This is a genomic window from Oscillospiraceae bacterium (assembly GCA_025758045.1).
Lineage (GTDB): Bacteria > Bacillota > Clostridia > Oscillospirales > Ruminococcaceae > Gemmiger.
The window spans coordinates 752,063-772,095 of record CP107208.1 but is presented as its reverse complement, the minus strand read 5'-3'; the positions used below and the strand labels follow the sequence as shown (position 1 = coordinate 772,095).

Genomic DNA, 20,033 nt, shown 5'->3' with positions numbered 1-20,033 from the left:
AAGGCATGAGACAGATGGCAAAAAAACCGGAAGAACTGCAGCAAGTACTGCATTATACCTTTAAAAATCCCGCGCTGCTGCGCATTGCATTGACCCACACCAGCTTTGCCAACGAGAGCAAGGTCGCCACCACCCACAACGAGCGCCTGGAGTTTTTGGGCGACAGCGTGCTGTCCGTTGTGGTGGCGGACTACCTGTTCCACCAGTCCGGCCGGCCCGAGGGCGAGCTGACCCGCATGCGCGCCAGCCTCGTCAGTGAGGATGCGCTGTTCCAGTTTGCCCAGGAGATCCACCTGGGCGAGTACCTGCGCCTGGGCCACGGCGAGGACCTGGGCGGCGGCCGCAACCGCCCCAGCGTGGTGTCCGATGCGTTTGAGGCCGTCATCGCTGCGCTGTATCTGGACGGCGGCATGGAGGCCGCCCGCAACTTCATCCTGCCCTTTATCACCGAGGGCAAGACCGCCGAGGAAGACTACAAGACCCAGCTGCAGGAGGTGGTCCAGCAGGACCCCAGCGCCGTGCTGCGCTATGAGGTCACCGGCGAGAGCGGCCCCGACCACGCCAAGAAGTTTACCGTTTGCGTATGGCGCAACGGCGAAAAGCTGGCCGAAGCCCCCGGCCGCAGCAAAAAAGCCGCCGAGCAGCACGCCGCTAAATTGGCATTGGAGAAACTGCGGTAAAATACGAATTCAACCAACCTACGCGAAAGGTTTTAACCATACATGCGCCTGAAAGAACTGGAAATCCAAGGTTTCAAATCCTTCCCCGATAAGACCAAGATCACCATCGGCGAGGGTATCACCGGCGTGGTCGGGCCGAACGGCTCCGGCAAATCGAATATTTCGGACTCGATCCGCTGGGTTTTGGGCGAGACCAGCTCCAAGCAGCTGCGCGGCTCCGGCAAGATGGAGGACGTTATCTTCGGCGGCACCCAAAGCCGCGGCGCCATGGGCTTTGCCTCGGTCGCGCTGACCATCGATAACAGCGACCACGGCCTGGACATGGATGCCGACGAGGTCACCATCGGCCGCCGCTACTACCGCAGCGGTGAGAGCGAGTACTCTATCAACGGCCAGAACGTCCGTTTGAAGGATGTCTACGAACTGCTGCTGGACACCGGCATCGGCCGCGACGGTTACGCCATCGTCGGCCAGGGCCGCATTGCCGAGATCGTCGGCGCCAAGTCCGCCGAGCGCCGCGAAATTTTCGAGGAAGCCTCCGGCATCGCCAAGTACCGCTACCGCAAAAACGAGGCGGAACGCCGTCTCGAAGCCGCCGAGGGAAACCTCGAACGCCTGCGGGATATTTTGGGCGAACTGGAAAAGCGTGTCGGCCCCCTGAAGCGGGACAGTGAAAAGGCCCAGCAGTTTTTGGAACTCTCCGAGCGCCGCAAGAGCCTGGAAGTCACTCTCTGGGTCGATGCCATCCGCCGCGCCAACGATACCGTGCGCGACCAGCAGCGCAAGTTTGAAGCCGCCCAGGCAGATTACGAACGCCTGAGCCGCCAGTTGGACGAGTTCGACGAAAAAAGCGCCGCCCTGCGGGAGGAAGCCCAGCAGCTTGTCCTGCAGGTCGAGCAGGCCAACGCCGACATCCGCGCCGTGACCGAGGCCAACGCGGGCAGTGAGAGTGAGATCGCCGTTTTGAAAAACGAGAGCGAGCACAGCCGCTTCCGCATCGACGAAGCCACCGGCGAGTTGGAGCGCGCCGGGCAGGGCCGCCAGTCCATCGAGACCGAGGCCGCCGGCCACAAAGCCGCCATCGAAAAACTGCACGGCGAGGTCGCTGCGCTGGACGCCCGCGTGGCAGAACTGCGCGCCGAACTCCGTGCGCTGGAAGAAAAAGCTGCCGCCAGCGGCCAGCGCCGGGACGTTATCGACGCCGCTATTGCCCGCCTGCAGGACACCGCCACTGCCGCGAAAGTGCGCGCCGCCTCGGCCCAATCGGCAAAAGAAGCCGCCGCCCAGCGTTTGGATGAAGCAAAGCAGCAGGCCGTAGAGCTGGAAAACTCCGCCGCCGCTGCCGAGGAAGAAAAGCGCCGCGCCGAGCGCCGCCTGAAGGATGCCGAGGAGGCCGTCACCCGCAACGATAACATCAAGGCGGGCCTAAAGCTGAAACTGGAAAGCCGCCGCCGCCAGCAGGCTGAAGCTGCCGACGCGCTGCAAAAGGCCGACAAAGAGCGGTCCAACACCTCCCAGCGCATCCACATTCTGGAAGACCTGGAGCGCAACATGGACGGCTACCAGCAAAGCGTCAAGGCCGTCATGCGCGCCGCTGCGGGCCGTCGTCTGCGGGGCATCATCGGCCCTGTGGCGGGCATCCTCACCGTCGAAAAAGGCTATGAGACCGCCATCGAGACGGCCCTCGGCTTTGCTTTGCAGAACATCGTGGTCGAGGACCAGGGCTGCGCCCGTGCGGCCATCGGCTTTTTGAAGGACGAGCGCGCAGGCCGCGCCACCTTCCTGCCGCTGGATACCGTGCAAGGCTCCCGCTTCACCGGCCGCCTCACCGGCACCGCCGAGGTCGCCGCCGATCTGGTTAAGTGCGACCCGCGCTACCAGCACATCATCGATAACCTGCTCGGCCGCATCATCGTGGTCGAGGATCTGTCCGAAGCCTCCACTGTGGCCAAAAACCTGGGCTACCGCAACCGCATCGTCACGTTGGACGGCCAGGTCATCAACGCCGGCGGTTCGTTTACCGGCGGCTCCACCGCCCGTAGCGTGGGTGTGTTCAGCCGCAAGCAGGAGCTGGATGAACTGCGCACCCGTCTGGTCAAGCTGGAGAAAAAGCGTGCCGATGCTGAAAAAGAGCTGGAAGCCCGCAAGGCCGAGGTGGATAACCTTACCGCCCAGCTCTCCGGCGCCGAGGCCGAGGGCATGAATGCTTCCTCCGAACGGCTGCGCGCCTCGCTGGAGCTCGATCGACTGACCGCCGCCGTAGCCCAGCATGAGGAAAATACCCGCAGTCTGACCGCCGAAATTGAGGCCCAGCAGGCCGCCGTGACCCAGAACGAGACCGCCTGCGCCGAAGCCGAAGCCACCCAGGGCAAGGCCGAGGCCGAGCTGAACACCTACAATGCCGAACTGGCCGAATTGGGCGAGAGCACAGGCAGTCTGACCGCCGAGCGGGAGCGCATCACCAACGAATTGAGCGAAAACCAGATGCAGCGCCTGGCCAACGAGAAGGACATCGGCCTGCATGAGGCCGCTTTGGAAGGCCTGCAAAGCCGCACCGGCGAGGCCGAAGCCCGCGCCCGCGAGCTGAACGCCGCCATCGAGGCCGCCAAGGCTAAGATCGAAGCCAACGCCTTAAAGATCGCCGCGATCGAGCGCACCCGCGGCGAGAACAAAGAGAAGATCGCCGCCGCCGAGGAGACCATCCGCACGGCCAACGCCGCCCGCATGGAAAAGGAAGTCGCCGTGGCCCGCTTAGGACAGGAAAACCGCGCCCTGACCGATGAGCGCGAGCGGATGAGCGGCGAGATGGCCCGCCTGGCCGAACGCCGCACTGCCGCCGAAAACGAGCTGAACGACACCAACACCAAACTGTGGGAGGAGTACCAGCTCACCGCCGGCGAGGCAAAGGAGCTCTGCGTTGAGTTTGAGTCCCTGACCGAGCTGCGCCGCAGCGTGGCCGAGGTGCGCGGCAAAATTCGCGGCTTGGGCAACGTCAACGTCGGCGCCATCGAGGAATATAAGGAGGTAAAGGAACGCTACGACTTCCTGAAAGCCCAGGTCACCGACGTGGAAAAGGCCAAGAGCGAGCTGACCCGTATGATCGCCGAGCTGTGCAGCGAGATGGAAGAGCTGTTTACGACGAGCTTCAAGCAGATCAACACCCACTTCCAGCAGATTTTCAAAGAGCTGTTCGGCGGCGGCCACGCACGCCTGTACCTCTCAGACGAAAGCAACGTGCTGGAATCCGGCATCGAGATCGAAGTATCGCCCCCGGGCAAGGTCATCAAGAACCTGAGCGCCCTTTCCGGCGGCGAGCAGGCGCTGGTCGCCATCTCGATCTACTTCGCCATCCTCAACGTCAATCCCGCGCCCTTCTGCTTCCTGGATGAGATCGAAGCTGCGCTGGACGACGTCAACGTGGCCCGCTATGCGCAATATCTGCGCCGCATGACCGACCACACCCAGTTCATCGTCATCACCCACCGCCGCGGCACGATGGAGGCCGCCGACGTGCTGTACGGCGTCACCATGCAGGAGGACGGCGTTTCCAAGATCCTGCGCCTTGACCTGGACAAGGTCAGCGCAGACCTCATTACCTGATATATAAGGGAGGCTTCCCATGGGATTTTTCAACTTTTTCAAGCGCAACATCTCGGAGCAGGAGTTCCAGGAGCAGCAGAAAATGAAGTACGGCCTGGAAAAGACCCGCACGGGCTTTTTCCAGAACATTGTCAACACGTTGACCCACGCCCAGATCGACGACGACCTGTATGACACACTGGAAGAACAGCTGATTTTGGCCGATGTCGGTCCCATGTGCGCTGTGCGCCTGGTGGACGAGCTGCGGGATGCCGTGGAGGAAAAGCACCTCAAGAACGGCCAGCAGGCATTGGACGAACTGCGCCAGATCATCTGCCAGGAATTGACCCCCCGCTACCAGATGGAGCTGGACGGTAAACCTGCCGTGATTTTGGTCATCGGCGTCAACGGCGTGGGCAAGACCACCACCATCGCCAAGCTGGCCCACCTGTATAAGGAGAAAGGCAAGCGTGTGATGCTGGCCGCGGGCGATACCTTCCGCGCCGCTGCCAGCGAGCAGCTGGAACTGTGGGCCGACCGCGCCGGTGTGCCGCTGGTGCAGGCCGGTCAGGGTGCCGACCCCGCCGCCGTCATCTTTGACGCGGTGAAGAGCGCCACCGCCAAGGGCTACGACATGGTCATTGCCGATACCGCAGGCCGCCTGCACAACAAAAAGGGACTGATGGACGAGCTGGCCAAAATTTCCCGCAGCGTCAAAAAGGCCAGCCCCGAAGCCAGCCTGGAAGTGCTGCTGGTGCTGGATGCCATCACCGGCCAGAATGCCATCAGTCAGGCCGAGGAGTTCTGCCGCGCCGCCGGTGCCACCGGTATCGTGCTGACCAAGCTGGACGGCACCCCCCGCGGCGGCTGTGCGGTCTCTGTGTGGGAGAACCTGGGTCTGCCCATCCGCTTTATCGGTGTGGGCGAAAAGATCGATGATCTGATGGAATTCGACGCCCAGACCTTCGTGGAGACCCTGCTGCCCGAGGAAGCACTGCAGAAAGAGGAAGAAGAAAAAGAGGAAACTTCCGGGGAGGAACAGGCATGATCGTATGTGCCGCCAGCAACAACGCCGGCAAACTGAAAGAACTGCGCCGCATTTTGGAGCAGATGGGCCACGAGGTCAAGAGCCTGCGTGACTTATGTATAGACCTCGACCCCGAGGAGACCGGCACTACCTTTGCCGAGAATGCCCGCATCAAGGCCGAAGCGTTCTGCAAGGCTAGCGGCCTGCCCACCGTGGCGGATGACTCCGGCCTGTGTGTCGACGCCCTGCACGGTGCCCCCGGTGTGTACAGCGCCCGCTATGCCGGGCACCACGGCGATGACGCCGCCAATAACGCTAAGCTGCTGCACGAGATGGCCGACGTCCCGGCAGGGCAGCGCGCCGCCAAGTTTGTCTCGGCCATCTGTTTTATGCTGCCCGATGGCCGCGCACTGGAAGTGGCAGGGGAATGCCCCGGCTCCATCAGCTTCGCCGAGACCGGCTCCAACGGCTTTGGCTACGACCCGCTGTTTGTGCCCGCCCGTGTGGGCCTGCCCGACGGCACCACCACCGAGAACACCGCCTGCCGCAGCTATGCCGAACTGACCGACGCCGAGAAGGACGCTATCAGCCACCGCGGCCGCGCCATGGAAAAATTGGCCCGGGAGCTTCCGGTGTTTTTAAAATGAATGTCTGCGTTTTTACAGTAACCTATTTATAAAAAGGAGACCATTATGGCTTTAACCAGCAAACAGCGCGCCGCCCTGCGCAGCGCCGCCAATACCATTGACCCCGTTTTCCAGATCGGCAAGGGCGAGATCGACGATACCCTGATCCAGGGCCTGGCCGATTGCATCGCCGCCCGCGAACTGATCAAAATCAAGGTGCTGGAAAACAGCGAGTATTCCGCCCGCGAAGCCGCCGACACCCTCTGCGAAGCGCTGGACTGCGAGTGCGTGCAGGTCATCGGCCGTAAGTTCGTGCTGTTCAAGAAAAAGAAGAAAGAAAGCGCCTTCGACGCTGTTTTTGCAAAATAATGGGCACGGTGCAAAAGGTTTTGTTGTACGGCGGCACGTTTGACCCGCCCCACAACGGCCACATGAACAACCTGCGGGCCGCGCTGGAACTGGTGCGGCCGGATAAGGCCATCGTGATGCCTGCGGGCATCCCGCCCCACAAAAAGGCCAGCACCACCCCCGGCAAAGTGCGGCTGGCCATGTGCCAATGCTTTACGGCGCTTAGCCCGGCGGTGGAAGTCAGCGATTGGGAGATCGCCCAGGGCGGGCGCAGCTACACGGTACACACGCTGGAAATGCTGCGTGATGCCTACCCCGGCGCAGAGCTGTACCTTTGTGTTGGCAGCGACATGCTGCTGACCTTTACCCAGTGGTACCGCTGGCAGGATATGCTGGCCATGGCCGCGCTGGTGGTGGAAAGCCGCGAAGCGGGGGACGAACCCGCTTTGCAGGCGGCCGCTGCCGACCTGACCGCCCAGGGCGGCAGGGTGCTGTTTGCCAGGGCCGAGGCTTACCCCTGTGCCTCCAGCGACATCCGCAGCGGCAAGATCCCGCCGGAACAATGGCCGGAGGTTTTGCCGCCGGAAACATTGTGCGTGGTGCAGGAAAACCATTTATACAGCGCAGAAAAAGAGGTTTGATACCATGACCTGCGAAGAAGCCAAGAAGATCGTGAAGCCGCGTCTGAGCGAAAAACGCTGGACACACACCAAAAATGTAAAAAAAATGGCGGTAAAACTGGCAAAACAGTGGGGTGCAGACTCGGAAAAAGCCGCTGTGGCGGCAATTTTGCATGATTCTGCCAAAGAACTACCCAAATCGGAGTTGTTGCAGATTTTTGCCGATAATGCTATAATAGCAGAAAATGCCCCTGCGCGCCCATCGCCCGTGTGGCATGGCATCGCCGCGGCCATCCTGGCCGAGACCCAATGGGGCGTTACCGATCCTGAGATCTTGTCCGCCATCCGCTGCCACACTACCGGCAAGCTGAACATGACCAAACTGGACAAGATCATCTATTTGGCCGATATGACCAGCGCTGAGCGTGACTGGCCCGGCGTGGAAGACCTGCGCAAATTGGAAATGCAGGACCTGGATCGGGCATTGTGCGACGCTTTGAAGCGCAGCATTGATTTTGTAGAAGAAAAGGGCGGCACGCTGGACCCTGAAAGCATGGCCGCATACGAGTATGCAAAAGAGCATTTGCAAGAACCGTAAGGGAAGCCAAAGTGCTGCTGCCGTATCTGCGGTATGTTGTTTTGTGGCTGTTCCCGCCAACTCCAAAAACAGGGAGGAAACATAATGAGCGAACCGCGTAAGCTCAATACCGGCAGCGCGTCCGGCGGATTTGACCAGTCCCAGTACGAGGCTGCCCGCCGCCGCGCCCAGGAGCAGGCCAACCAGAACGCCCGCCGCCGTATCATCCAGCAGCCCATGCGCACCCAGCAGCAGGCCCGGCAGATCCGCCAGCAGGCCCCCGTACAGGAACCGGTGCAGGAAGCCCCGCAGCCGATCCAGCAGGCCTCCGTGCAGGAGACACCTCGTGAGCTGACCCACGCCCAGCGCCAGGCCATGGCCTACCGCGCTGCAGCCGAACGCAAGTACGGCAACACCGTGCAGTTCCCCACGCGGGAGATCCAGACCCGCCGCCCCAGCCGGCCCGCGCAGCCGTCCCAGCAGCGCACCATCCACCGTGATGGTGCCGCCCAGACCCGCCGCCCGCGTGCGCAGGTGCAGCAGCTGGATGTGAACAAGGTGCAGGGCAGCCGCCCCGCCTTTAATTATGACGAGGCAGACCCCGCCGCCGGAGGCATCCAGATGGAAGAAACGCCCCGCACCCACAAGGCCCACCATAAGGACGAAGCCGCCCCCCGCACCCATCGCGCCAACGGCGGCGGCCGCAAGCCCCCGCGTGACGGTGCCCCCGCCGACCCCAAGCCTCACGGCAAAAAAAGCGGCAAGGGCAACGGCGGCAAAAAGAAGAAAAAGAAAGGCACCTGGTGGAAGATCCTGCTCATCACCCTGCTGGTGATCGTGCTGATCTTCGGCGGCGCGTATGCGCTCATCATGGGCGCTATCGCCCCCAAGGGCGGCAGCATCAAGCTGAACCAGCTGGTCAACACCCCCAAGGAATTCCAGGATAAAGAGCTGAATGTCCTTGTCACCGGCGTGGATCGTTCCTCCACCGGCGACCTGTCCGCCGGTGCCGCCAACGACTCCAACGTCAACGACGGCATGACCGATATGATCCTGTACGTCCATTTCAACAACGAAACGGGCGAATTGAAGATGCTGCAGATCCCCCGTGACACGATGGTCACCACCGACGCCAGCGTCTCCGGCAACTACCGCATCAACGGCGTGGCCAAGACCCAGGGCAGCGATAACAACAACAATATGGCCGCCCTGTGCGAGCTGGTCGCCGACCAGTACAAGATCCACATCGATGGTTATATCACCATCCGCCTGGAAATGCTGACTGAACTTGTCGACCTGTTCGGCGGTGTCGAGATCAACGTCCCTGTGGACGTGGATTACTCGGCCATCGGCCAGGGCGCCAGCGTTATCCACGCCGGTTACCAGACGTTGGACGGCGCGGCTATGGAGTTCCTGCTGCGTGCCCGTAAGGTCTACCCGGACGGCGACATCGGCCGTCTGAACATGCAGCGCCAGTTCTACGCCGCTCTGTTCCGCAAGCTCAAGAGCATCGGCAACATCTGGGACGTTGCTAGGCTGACCCCCGCCGTGCTGAACTATATGGAGACCGACCTCAACGCCTCCACCCTCATCAGCTTCGCGGTCAGCATGCTCAAGATCGATTCCAACAAGATCATGATCGCCCAGATGCCGGTCATCAGCGGTCCGAAGTATCAGGGCCAGGCGCTGCTTTACCCGGCACGGCAGGAGGACGCCGACCTGCTGAACCAGTATTTCCGAGAGAATACCGGCCCTGTGGACGCCAGCCAGCTGAACCTGTGCGATAACGTCGTTGACCTGTCCGGCTACTCGGCCACCGACCCCAACATCCAGGTGATGGGCGGTCTGATGAGCGAGGCCGACGATGCCCAGAAGAACAATAACCGCGACGGTTCCAACCAGGTTACGGACGTTATGGAAAATGATTCGGCGACTGCGACATCGGAATCCGAATCCACCAGTGAACCGGCCGCCTAAATAAAAGGAGAACCTATGGAAAGCAGAGAACTTGCCATCCGTCTGGCCCGTGCGCTGGACGCCAAAAAGGCTTTCAACATCCATATCCTGGAGGTTGAGGACCTGACCACCGTTACCGAGTATTTCGTCATCGCCACCGGTAACTCCACCACCCATGTAGGTGCCCTGGCCGATGAGGCCGAGTTCCAGCTGGGCCGCGAGGGCGTCCAGGTGCTGCGCACCGAGGGCCACGACGGCAAGCGCTGGGTGCTGCTGGATTACGGCAGCGTCATCGTTCACGTCTTTACCCAGGAAGCCCATGACTACTACGACCTGGAGCACCTGTGGGCCGATGCCAAGCCCGTGCCCGCCAGCGAGTGGATGCCGGAAGAAGCCGAGACCCCGGCCGAATAACCTTACAGAAAAACCCATTTAAATTATCAACGTGGGGAGAAAAGATAGAGTATGAAGTACGATTTCAAAACCGTTGAGGCCAAATGGCAGAAGGTCTGGGAGGATGAAGATACCTTCCACGCTGACATCGACCATTCCAAGCCCAAATTCTACGCCCTGGTCGAGTTCCCGTATCCCTCGGCCGCTGGCCTGCACGTCGGCCATCCGCGCAGCTACACTGCACTGGACATCGTAGCCCGCAAAAAGCGCCAGTGCGGCTACAACGTCCTGTACCCCATGGGCTGGGACGCTTTCGGCCTGCCCACCGAGAACTACGCCCTGAAGAACCACATCAACCCCGAAATCGTCACCGCCCAGAACGTGGCCCGCTTCAAGAGCCAGCTGAAAGCCTTGGGCCTGTCCTTCGATTGGGATCGTGAGATCAACACCACTGACCCCGAGTACTACAAGTGGACCCAGTGGATCTTTATCCAGCTCTTCAAAAAGGGCCTGGCTTATAAGAAAGAGACCACCGTCAACTACTGCACCGGCTGCAAGGTCGTGCTGGCCAACGAGGAAGTCGTCAACGGCGTTTGCGAGCGCTGCGGCAGCCCTGTTGTGCAGAAAAACAAGAGCCAGTGGATGCTCAAGATCACCGCTTACGCGGACCGCTTGATCGACGACCTGGACGATGTGGACTACATCGACCGCGTCAAGACCCAGCAGCGTAACTGGATCGGCCGCAGCCATGGTGCCGAGATCAACTTCGACACCACCGCCGGCGACACCCTGACCGTCTACACCACCCGCGCCGATACGCTCTTCGGCTGCACCTACATGGTCATCAGCCCCGAGCATGCCTTCATCAAAAAGTGGACCGACGCCGGCCTCATCAAGAATGCCGACGCTGTCTCCGCTTATCAGGAGGAAGCTGCCCGCAAGTCTGACTTCGAGCGCACCGAGCTGAACAAGGAAAAGACCGGTGTTGTCATCGAGGGCGTGCAGGCCATCAACCCCGTCAGCGGCAAGCAGGTGCCTATCTTCGTGTCTGACTACGTTCTGGCTACCTACGGCACCGGCGCCATCATGGCTGTCCCGGCCCACGATACCCGCGACTGGGAGTTTGCCAAGAAGTTCGGCATGCCCATCATCGAGGTCGTTAAGGGCACCACCGAGAGCGACCTGGACAAGGAAGCTTTCACCGATGTTGCTACCGGCACGCTGGTCAACTCCGGCTTCCTGGACGGCCTGTCTGTCGAGGATGCCAAGAACAAGATGTACGCCTGGCTGGAAGAGAACGGCAAGGGCCACAAGCAGGTCAACTTCAAGCTGCGTGACTGGGTCTTCAGCCGCCAGCGTTACTGGGGCGAGCCTATCCCCATGGTCTACTGCGACAAGTGCGGCTGGGTGCCCCTGCCTGAGAGCGAGCTGCCCCTGCGTTTGCCCGAGATCAAGGACTTTGAGCCGGGCGAGAACGGCGAAAGCCCGCTGGCCCGCCACACCGAGTGGGTCAACACCACCTGCCCCTGCTGCGGTGCCCCCGCCAAGCGCGAGACCGACACTATGCCCCAGTGGGCCGGTTCCAGCTGGTATTTCCTGCGTTACTGCGATCCCCACAACCACGATGCTATCGCCAGCAAGGAGGCCCTGGAGTACTGGAGCCCCGTGGATTGGTACAACGGCGGCATGGAGCACACCACCCTGCACCTGCTGTACAGCCGTTTCTGGCATAAATTCCTGTACGACATCGGCGTAGTGCCCACTAAGGAGCCCTACCAGAAGCGCACCTCCCACGGCATGATCCTGGGCCTGAACCCCCATGCCTTCGAGAACCAGCCCGATGCCGAGCGCAAGCGCCTGCTGGCCGATTACGGCGACGAGAAGGGCGCCCGCAAGGCCCTGGTCGAGAAGTACGGCGAGATGGCTGAGCATCCCATCGTCAAGATGTCCAAGTCCCTGGGCAACGTTGTCAACCCCGATGACGTGGTGAACGAGTACGGTGCCGACACCCTGCGCCTGTACGAGATGTTCATCGGAGACTTCGAGAAAGCCGCCCCTTGGAACACCTCCTCCATTAAGGGTTGCAAGCGTTTCTTGGATAAGATCTGGTCCATGAGCGAGAAGTTGGCGGACGGCGACGGCATCCGCCCCGAGCTGGAGGCTGTGGCCAACCGCACCATCAAGAAGGTCGGCGAGGACATCGACGCCCTGAAGGCCAACACCGCCATCGCCCAGCTGATGATCTACGTCAACGCCCTCAGTGACAAGGGCGGCGCCACCAAGGACGAGTACGAGGTTTTGTTGGAACTGCTGAACCCGTTTGCCCCCCACATGACCGAGGAACTGTGGCAGCAGCTGGGCCACACCGAGCAGCTGGCCTACCACGCATGGCCCACCTACGATGAGGCCAAGTGCACTGAGCAGACCATCGAGATCGCTGTCCAGGTCAACGGCAAGGTCAAGGCCCGTATCCACGTGCCCGCCGCCATCGAGAGTGCCGATGCCATTGCCCAGGCCAAGGCTGAGCCCGCTGTGTCCGAAGCCATCGCCGGCAAGACCATCGCCAAGGAGATCTACGTTAAGGGCAAGCTGGTCAACATCGCCGTGAAAGGCTAAGACTCTGTTCTTTCTTTGAAAAGAAAGAACCAAAGAAACTTTAATCAAAGGCAGGACGCAATGGTCCTGCCTTTTTGTTATGCTTTGTAGGGGCCGCTGCTTGCATCGGCCCGTGGGGTATCGACCTATATTTCCATTGTTTACAAAAGGAGAAAAGTACGATATAATAAAAGATACAAATTTGTCACGAAAGCAGGTCACAAACCATGCTCATCAGTCTGATCGTACCTTGTTATAATGAGGAAGAGGCGATGCCTCTGTTTTATAAAGAGGCCAGCCGTGTGGCGGCCGAGATGAAAACCAGCCACGGCGCGGATTTCGAGTTCATCTTTGTGGATGACGGCTCCCGCGATGGTACCCTGCGCGTAGCCCGCGAGCTGCACGCCCAGGATGACCGCGTGCGGTACGTTTCGTTCAGCCGCAATTTTGGCAAGGAGGCTGGCATCTACGCGGGCCTGAAAGCCGCTAAGGGTGACTACATTGCCACTATGGATGCCGATTTGCAGGACCCGCCTGCGCTGCTGCCCCAGATGCTGGATACGCTGCTGACCGGCGACTACGATTGTGCCGCCACCCGCCGCACCACCCGCAAGGGCGAGCCGCCGCTGCGCAGCTGGTTCGCCCGCAAGTTCTACCAGATCATCAACAAGATGTCGGACACGGAAATTGTCGACGGCGCGCGTGATTTCCGCCTGATGAGCCGCAAAATGACCGACGCCGTACTCAGCATGGCCGAGTATAACCGCTTCAGCAAGGGTATTTTCAGCTGGGTCGGCTTCAAAACCAAGTGGTTCGATTACGAGAACATCGAGCGCGTGGCCGGCACCACCAAGTGGAACTTCTGGGGACTCTTTAAATACTCCATCGAGGGCATCGTCGGCTTCTCCACCACGCCGCTGCTCATCGCCGCCGGAGTGGGCGTGCTGTTCTGCATCCTGGCGTTCATCGGCATTATTTTTGTAATTGTCCGTGCGCTGATGTTTGGTGACCCAACCTCCGGCTGGCCCAGCATGGTCTGCATCATCCTGCTGTGCAGCGGTGTACAGCTGTTCTGCACCGGCATCGTGGGCGAGTACCTGGCCAAGACTTACCTGGAAGTCAAGCACCGCCCCATCTATATTGTGGCCGAGACCGAGGAAGATCAATAACGCCTATGCGTGATATGACAAAGGGTGCCCCGCTGGGGCACCTGTTCTTTTATGCGGTGCCGCTGCTGCTGGGCAACTGGCTGCAGCTGGCCTATAATGCGGTGGATTCCATCATCGCGGGCCGCTTCATCGGGCAGGACGCCCTGGCGGCCGAGGGCATTGCCGGCCCGGTGATGAACCTGGTCATCCTGGCCGTCAGCGGGCTATGCATCGGCGCCGGTGTGCTGATGAGCGAGGCCTTCGGCGCGAAAAATGAGGAACGCCTAAAGGAAACGTTGGCTACGACCCTGCTGTTCGGCGCAGTGCTCTGCTGTGCCGTGGCACTGCTGGGCATGGCCGCCGCGCCGCTGATTTTGCACAGCCTGGCGGTGCCCGATGAAATTTTGCATAGTACCGGCATTTATCTGCGCATCACGTTTTTGGGCGCGCCGTTTACGTTTTTCTATAACGCGCTGGCGGCGGGCCTGAAAAGTGTGGGTGACTCCAAAACGCCGCTCAAATTTCTGGCGTTTTCCGCCGTGCTCAACGCCGTGCTGGACATCGTGCTTATCGGCGGACTGGGGTTTGGTATCGTTTGCAGCGCCGTCACCACCGTGGTGGCCGAGGCCGCCAGCGCCATCATGGCCGCTTGGTACATGATGCGCCATGTGCCGCAGCTTTGCCCGGCGCACAGCCAGTGGCGCATCCGCCCGGCGCTGCTGGGGCGCATTTTGCAGTATGGCGCTGTCACAGCCTTACAGCAGGCGGTACAGCCTGTCTGCAAGGTGCTGATCCAGGGACAGGTCAACGCGCTGGGTGTGCAGGCCATCGCCGCGTTCAACGCTGTCACCCGTGTGGATGACTTCGCCTTTACCCCGCAGCAAAGTATTGCCACCGCCATTACCACTTACATTGCCCAGAACCGCGGCGCCAACCAAAAGGAGCGCATCCGCCCCGGCTTCCGCGTGGGCATCCGGTTGGAGTTGTGCTACTGGCTGCTGGTGGGCAGCCTGACCTGGCTGCTGCGTGCGCCTGTCGTCAGCCTGTTTGTGGCAGGGGAGGGTGCCGCCGAGATCGTGACCCTGGGCAGCCAATACCTAGGCTATATGGCGCTGTTCTACGCCCTGCCTGCGCTGACCAATGGCTTCCAGGGCTTCTACCGCGGTATGGGCAAGATGACCACTACCCTCATCGGCACCTGCCTGCAGGCCGGCCTGCGCGCCCTCGGAGCTGCTCTGCTGGCCCCCCGCATCGGCCTGCCCGGTATCGCCTATGCCTGTGCCTTCGGTTGGTGCGTCATGCTCTGCTTCGAGATCCCGTACTATTTCTACACCTGCAAGAAACTAAAATTGTGAATATTGCAAAAGAGCCGTTGTGTCATGCGTTAGATGACACAACGGCTCCTTCTTTTGAACTCAAAAAGTAGAATATGCAATAATGCAGGGAATGCTAGTTAATCTTCGCCAACAGAATGAATTGTAGTACCCAAAACATCGGACATGGCACTTGCGCGCTCCTGAAGAAGAGTACGGAGTTCTTCATGTTCAGCTTCACTCAAGTCACCAGGATGGCTGTCGCAAAAATTGCGTACAGCTTGATCTGCGTTATAAAGGTCATCACCGTTTTTCATTTGTTGTAATCTCCTTCCTATGTTTTGCTTATAAATTTGAAAATTACAGATGCAGCACGCGGTCCTTGATCTCAGCGGTGCGGCCCTGGTTCCAGAACTGGGTGCCGATGTAGCCGCAGGTGCGGCGGGCAACGTTCAGCTTGTTCTGGTCGCGGTTGTGGCACTTGGGGCACTCCCAAACCAGCTTGCCGTCCTCCTGCACGATGCTGATCTCGCCGTCGTAGCCGCACACCTGGCAGTAGTCGCTCTTGGTGTTCAGCTCGGCGTACATGATGTTCTCGTAGATGAACTGCATCACCTTGATGACAGCCTCAAGGTTATCCTGCATGTTGGGCACTTCCACGTAGCTGATGGCACCGCCCGGGGACAGGCGCTGGAACTCGCTCTCGAACTTCAGCTTGGTGAAAGCGTCGATCGGCTCGGTCACATGGACGTGGTAGGAGTTGGTGATATAGTTGCGGTCGGTGATACCGGGCACCAGGCCGAAGCGCTTCTGCAGGCACTTGGCAAACTTGTAGGTGGTGGACTCCAGCGGCGTGCCGTACAGGCTGAAATCGATGTTGTGCTGCTCTTTCCACTTGGTGCAGGCATCGTTCATGTGCTGCATTACGTGCAGGGCAAAGGGCTTGGCGGCGGGGTCGGTGTGGCTTTTGCCAGTCATATATTTGCAGCACTCATACAGGCCTGCGTAACCCAGGCTGATGGTGGAGTAACCGCCGTACAGCAGCTTGTCGATGGGTTCGCCCTTCTTCAGGCGGGCCAGGGCGCCGTACTGCCACAGGATGGGGGCGGCGTCGCTCAGGGTGCCCTTCAGGCGGTTGTGGCGGCACATCAGGGCCTTGTGGCACAGCTCCAGGCGCTCGTCAAAGATCTTCCAGAACTTATCAAAGTCGCCGCCGCTGGACAGGGCCACATCCACCAGGTTGATGGTGACAACGCCCTGGTTGAAGCGGCCGTAATACTTGGGCTTGCCGTTCTCGTCCACGTAGGGGGTCAGGAAGCTGCGGCAGCCCATGCAGGTGAAGCAATGGCCCTCGCCGTTTCTGTCCACCTTGTACTCCAGCATCTTCTTTTCGCTGATGTAGTCAGGTACCATGCGCTTGGCGGTGCACTTGGCAGCCAGCTTGGTCAGGTAGTAGTAGGGCTGGCCCTCGTAGATATTGTCATCCTCCAGCACGTAGATCAGCTTGGGGAAGGCGGGGGTGATCCAGACGCCGGCCTCGTTCTTGACGCCCTGGTAACGCTGGCGCAGCATTTCCTCAATGACGATGGCCAGGTCGGACTTCAGGCGCTGGTTGTCGCCGGCCTCGTTCAGGTACATGAACACGGTGATGAACGGAGCCTGGCCGTTGGTGGTCATCAGGGTGACGACCTGATACTGGATGGTCTGCACGCCGCGCTTGATCTCCTCACGCAGGCGCTTTTCCACGATCTCAGAAATTTTCTCCTCGCCGGGATCGATACCCAGATCGCGCATCTCGGCCTCGACATCGCGGCGGATCTTCTTGCGGCTGACGTCCACGAAGGGGGCCAGGTGGGTCAGGCTGATGCTCTGACCGCCGTACTGGCTGGACGCTACCTGGGCGATGATCTGGGTGGCAATGTTGCAGGCGGTGGAGAAGGAATGGGGCTTCTCAATCAGCGTGCCGCTGATGACGGTGCCGTTCTGCAGCATGTCGTCCAGATTGACCAGGTCGCAGTTGTGCATGTGCTGGGCGTAGTAGTCGGCATCGTGGAAGTGGATGATGCCTTCCTCATGGGCCTTGACGATCTCCGGGGGCAGCAGCATACGCATGGTCAAGTCCTTGCTGACTTCGCCGGCCATGTAGTCGCGCTGCACGCTGTTGACGGTGGGGTTCTTGTTGGAGTTCTCCTGCTTGACTTCCTCGTTATTGCACTCGATGAGGGAGAGGATCTTGTCGTCCGTCGTGTTGTGGGTGCGCTTCAGGCTCTGCACATAGCGGTAGGTGATATATTTACGGGCAACCTCAAAGGCGCCGGTCTGCATGATCTCGTCCTCGACCAGGTCCTGGATCTCCTCCACGTTCATGGCGTGGCCGCGGGACAGGCAGCTGGTCTGCACATGGTCGCTGATCTCGATGATCTGCTCTTTGGTCAAACGCTGGCTTTCCGGCACGACATGGTTGGCCTTGGTAATGGCTGCAATAATTTTTGTAATGTCGAAGACGGCCTCACTGCCGTTGCGTTTGATGATTTTCATGCTGACACTCCTAACACTGATCTATCTGAAATATACAAACTGTATACAAGTTCCAAACGTACAAACTCCGTTTGGCGAGCAAATCTATCTTATCGCAGCGGGGGAAAAAAGTCAAGGGAGAAAACCACTATATATAGTGGTACTAAATTTCGACACGACAAAATATTGCATTTCGAACGTTCCAACGATGAAAATGCCGCGGCTACAACCGCGTAGAAAATAAGCTTGTTTTTTTGGCTATTTTGGGGAGATGTTGCCAATTGACAGGATTTGAGTCGATGCAGCGCGAAATATCGCGTGCTCTGCGTCAGGGCGGGGCTTGCAGTGGGCGGCATAAGCTGGTATACTGTTAGCAGATATTGAATCACCCTGGCACAAAAACACAAGATGTTGAGACGATACTGCATGTGCCGTTTATAAGGAGAGCCTTGCCCCATGAACTATGCAACCATCAAATACTGTGACATCGCCAACGGCGAGGGGGTGCGCACCAGCCTGTTTGTTTCGGGCTGCCGCCGCCACTGCCCCAATTGCTTTAACGCTGTGGCGTGGGATTTTAACTATGGCGAGCCTTTTACCAAAGAGGTCCGCAACAAAATTTTAGAAAGCCTGGCTCCGGGCTACATCAACGGCCTGTCGCTGCTGGGCGGCGAGCCGTTCGAGCCGGAAAACCAGCGGGAACTGCTGCCCTTCGTCAAAAACGTCAAGGCGCTGTACCCCAACAAGACAATATGGTGCTATACCGGCAACCATTTTGAGCAGGAAATTTTGCGGCCCGGCTGCGGCCGCTGCGAGGTGACCGACGAGTTCCTACAATATATAGATGTGCTCGTGGACGGCGACTTCGTGCAGGACAAGTACGACATCAGCCTGCGGTTCCGCGGCTCCAGCAATCAGCGCATCATTGATATGAACCGCACCCGCGCTGCCGGTCATGTGGTGCTGTGGCAGGATGATCCAATCTTCGCAGACCACAAGATGTAGTACATACAAGCCCGTATAGCAAACGGCCCCCGCCAGGAATCTATCCCGGCGGGGGCCGTTTTATGCGCAGATTTTATGCTTTTTCTTTCAAGGCTTCTTTTTCATCCTGGATGAACATGAAGCAGAGACTTACCAGCAGTAGTGCGCAGCTGAACCAGATGGTCCGGTTGCCGAACACCGCTACGGCCTGGGCACCCAGCCCGGCCCCGACGGCAAACAGCAGAATCACGCCGAAGTAGTGCAGTGCCTTGTACAGGATCTTGCGGTCGTGCAGGTGGAAGTACACCACCAGCGATTCCATGCCGCTGCGCATATTGCCGATGCACATGGTGCTGGCAAACGGGTAGCCGTGCACCTTGCGGAAGGCCTGTACCTGCATGGCACAGGCAAACGAAACCAGCGCGTTGGCGGCCAGATCCAGCGTGTTGGGCAGGAACCCTACCCCGAACAGCAGCAGAATTTCCACCACCAGCACCAGCTGCCGCCAGTGCAGGCGCTTGGCCTCGCGGTAGCGGATATGGATGGCCTCGGCCGCTGCTACGCCCAGCGCAAAGGAGAGCAGCGGCACCAGATAGTGCAGCACCCGCGCCAGGTCCCCGTCAAAGGCAGCCTGGCTCATCAGCACAATGTTGCCGGTCTGGGCGTTGGCAAACACTTTGCCGCGCCCGATATAGGTGTAGGCATCCTGTAAGCCGCCGGATGCGGAAAGAAACATCACGGTGCGGAAAGCTTCGCTCATCTGCCCGTGGTGATGCCATACTTTGTGTGCCATGGATAACCCCTCTTACCCTTTTATATATACAACAGGTACGCTGCCCATTATAGCGCGGCGGCCGCGCAGTGTAAAGCCGCAAAAAACAAAATACACAAGCTGTACCAAAAAATAAACGGAAGGCAGGGAACTGCCCAACCACTTGTCAACAGACGGCGATAACTTTTGTACAAAACGCAGAATCCTGAAAAAGGGTATTACACGGCGCGTACATTTGCGGTATACTTGCTTCACTTTCCAACGCAGTGAGACAACAGCCGCCAGGGCGTCGCAACGAGTTGAGCGACACCCCGGCGGCTGTTTTGCTTTTGGAAAAACCGTATCTACTTTTTATAATAGAGGAGTAATCAAGTATGCCGCAAACGAAAAAACAGGAAATCGTCTACACCGTCATGATGGTCTGTGTCATGGTCTATGGCATGGTCTGCTACAATATCGCTTTGGATGTGGGCGGGATGCAGAACTTTATCTTTCTGGCTGCTTTCAGTGAACTGCCCATCATGGGGGCAATTGCCTTTTTGCTGGATACATTTCTGGTGGGCCCCGTAGCCATGCGCATTGCTACGGGCTGGTTCACCCCCGGCAAGGATAAGCAGGTGTTTCTGATCATGGCCATCTCCTGCCTGTCGGCCTGGATGATGTGCCCGCTGATGAGCTTTTTCGCCACGCTACTGTTCAAGGACAGCCACAACGCCAACTTTGTGGCCATCTGGGTGCAGACCACCATGCTGAACTACCCCGCTGCGTTCCTGTGGCAGCTGGCAGCTGCCGGCCCGCTGGTGCGCACGGTGTTTGGCGCAGGATTGCGCTGCATCAAGAAAAAGTGAAACGCAGAGACACATTGTTAAATTTGTACTAATAAAACTGCACAAAAGAG

The 20,033-nt window shown here is 59.4% G+C and carries 17 protein-coding genes; 14 read left to right on the top strand and 3 right to left on the bottom strand.

All coding sequences use genetic code 11. The features are described from left to right. Positions 1 to 14: 14 nt before the first annotated feature. From rnc to OGM81_03745, 12 genes are all read left to right on the top strand, one after another. The gene (gene rnc, locus OGM81_03800) at positions 15 to 680 is read left to right on the top strand and encodes a ribonuclease III (protein ID UYJ44267.1); all 666 of its coding nucleotides are present in this window, start codon (positions 15 to 17) and stop codon (positions 678 to 680) included. A gap of 42 nt (positions 681 to 722) precedes the next feature. Next, positions 723 to 4,280: a chromosome segregation protein SMC gene (gene smc / locus OGM81_03795; GenBank protein UYJ44266.1), complete on the top strand. Its 3,558-nt coding sequence runs from the start codon at positions 723 to 725 to the stop codon at positions 4,278 to 4,280. Between the two features lie 19 nt (positions 4,281 to 4,299). After that, the gene (gene ftsY, locus OGM81_03790; protein UYJ44265.1) at positions 4,300 to 5,307 is read left to right on the top strand and encodes a signal recognition particle-docking protein FtsY; all 1,008 of its coding nucleotides are present in this window, start codon (positions 4,300 to 4,302) and stop codon (positions 5,305 to 5,307) included. Further along, entirely contained in the window at positions 5,304 to 5,933 is a 630-nt protein-coding gene (rdgB, locus tag OGM81_03785; GenBank protein UYJ44264.1) for an RdgB/HAM1 family non-canonical purine NTP pyrophosphatase, read from the top strand. The genes ftsY and rdgB overlap by 4 nt, the downstream gene beginning before the upstream one ends. Positions 5,934 to 5,978: 45 nt before the next feature. After that, a complete protein-coding gene (locus OGM81_03780) occupies positions 5,979 to 6,281 on the top strand; it encodes a YhbY family RNA-binding protein (protein UYJ44263.1) in 303 nt (100 codons plus the stop codon). A gap of 8 nt (positions 6,282 to 6,289) precedes the next feature. Beyond that, on the top strand, positions 6,290 to 6,901 hold the full coding sequence (nadD, locus tag OGM81_03775; GenBank protein UYJ44262.1) for a nicotinate (nicotinamide) nucleotide adenylyltransferase: 612 nt from the start codon (positions 6,290 to 6,292) through the stop codon (positions 6,899 to 6,901). A 4-nt stretch (positions 6,902 to 6,905) separates the two neighbouring features. Beyond that, complete coding sequence (gene yqeK / locus OGM81_03770) at positions 6,906 to 7,478, top strand: bis(5'-nucleosyl)-tetraphosphatase (symmetrical) YqeK (GenBank protein ID UYJ44261.1); 573 nt, start codon at positions 6,906 to 6,908, stop codon at positions 7,476 to 7,478. Between the two features lie 84 nt (positions 7,479 to 7,562). Beyond that, entirely contained in the window at positions 7,563 to 9,434 is a 1,872-nt protein-coding gene (locus OGM81_03765) for an LCP family protein (GenBank protein ID UYJ44260.1), read from the top strand. Between the two features lie 15 nt (positions 9,435 to 9,449). Further along, entirely contained in the window at positions 9,450 to 9,827 is a 378-nt protein-coding gene (gene rsfS, locus OGM81_03760) for a ribosome silencing factor (GenBank protein ID UYJ44259.1), read from the top strand. A gap of 51 nt (positions 9,828 to 9,878) precedes the next feature. Further along, positions 9,879 to 12,422: a leucine--tRNA ligase gene (leuS, locus tag OGM81_03755; GenBank protein ID UYJ44258.1), complete on the top strand. Its 2,544-nt coding sequence runs from the start codon at positions 9,879 to 9,881 to the stop codon at positions 12,420 to 12,422. Between the two features lie 206 nt (positions 12,423 to 12,628). After that, on the top strand, positions 12,629 to 13,570 hold the full coding sequence (locus tag OGM81_03750; GenBank protein ID UYJ44257.1) for a glycosyltransferase family 2 protein: 942 nt from the start codon (positions 12,629 to 12,631) through the stop codon (positions 13,568 to 13,570). A gap of 5 nt (positions 13,571 to 13,575) precedes the next feature. Further along, complete coding sequence (locus tag OGM81_03745) at positions 13,576 to 14,904, top strand: MATE family efflux transporter (GenBank protein ID UYJ44256.1); 1,329 nt, start codon at positions 13,576 to 13,578, stop codon at positions 14,902 to 14,904. Positions 14,905 to 15,002: 98 nt separating this feature from the next. Here the strand turns inward: OGM81_03745 and OGM81_03740 are convergent, their stop codons facing one another. Both OGM81_03740 and nrdD read right to left on the bottom strand, forming a co-directional pair. After that, positions 15,003 to 15,179: a hypothetical protein gene (locus tag OGM81_03740; protein UYJ44255.1), complete on the bottom strand. Its 177-nt coding sequence runs from the start codon at positions 15,177 to 15,179 to the stop codon at positions 15,003 to 15,005. 43 nt (positions 15,180 to 15,222) lie between these two features. Then, positions 15,223 to 17,400 (bottom strand): anaerobic ribonucleoside-triphosphate reductase, encoded by a 2,178-nt coding sequence (nrdD, locus tag OGM81_03735; GenBank protein UYJ44254.1) that lies wholly within the window; start codon positions 17,398 to 17,400, stop codon positions 15,223 to 15,225. A gap of 435 nt (positions 17,401 to 17,835) precedes the next feature. On the opposite strand from nrdD, the gene nrdG reads away from it, so the two are divergent. Further along, positions 17,836 to 18,384 (top strand): anaerobic ribonucleoside-triphosphate reductase activating protein, encoded by a 549-nt coding sequence (nrdG, locus tag OGM81_03730; protein UYJ44253.1) that lies wholly within the window; start codon positions 17,836 to 17,838, stop codon positions 18,382 to 18,384. A 73-nt stretch (positions 18,385 to 18,457) separates the two neighbouring features. On the opposite strand, the gene OGM81_03725 is transcribed toward nrdG, so the two are convergent. Next, on the bottom strand, positions 18,458 to 19,156 hold the full coding sequence (locus OGM81_03725) for a DUF1275 domain-containing protein (protein ID UYJ44252.1): 699 nt from the start codon (positions 19,154 to 19,156) through the stop codon (positions 18,458 to 18,460). A gap of 353 nt (positions 19,157 to 19,509) precedes the next feature. On the opposite strand from OGM81_03725, the gene OGM81_03720 reads away from it, so the two are divergent. Further along, positions 19,510 to 19,983: a DUF2798 domain-containing protein gene (locus OGM81_03720; protein ID UYJ44251.1), complete on the top strand. Its 474-nt coding sequence runs from the start codon at positions 19,510 to 19,512 to the stop codon at positions 19,981 to 19,983. The last annotated feature ends 50 nt before the right edge of the window (positions 19,984 to 20,033 follow it).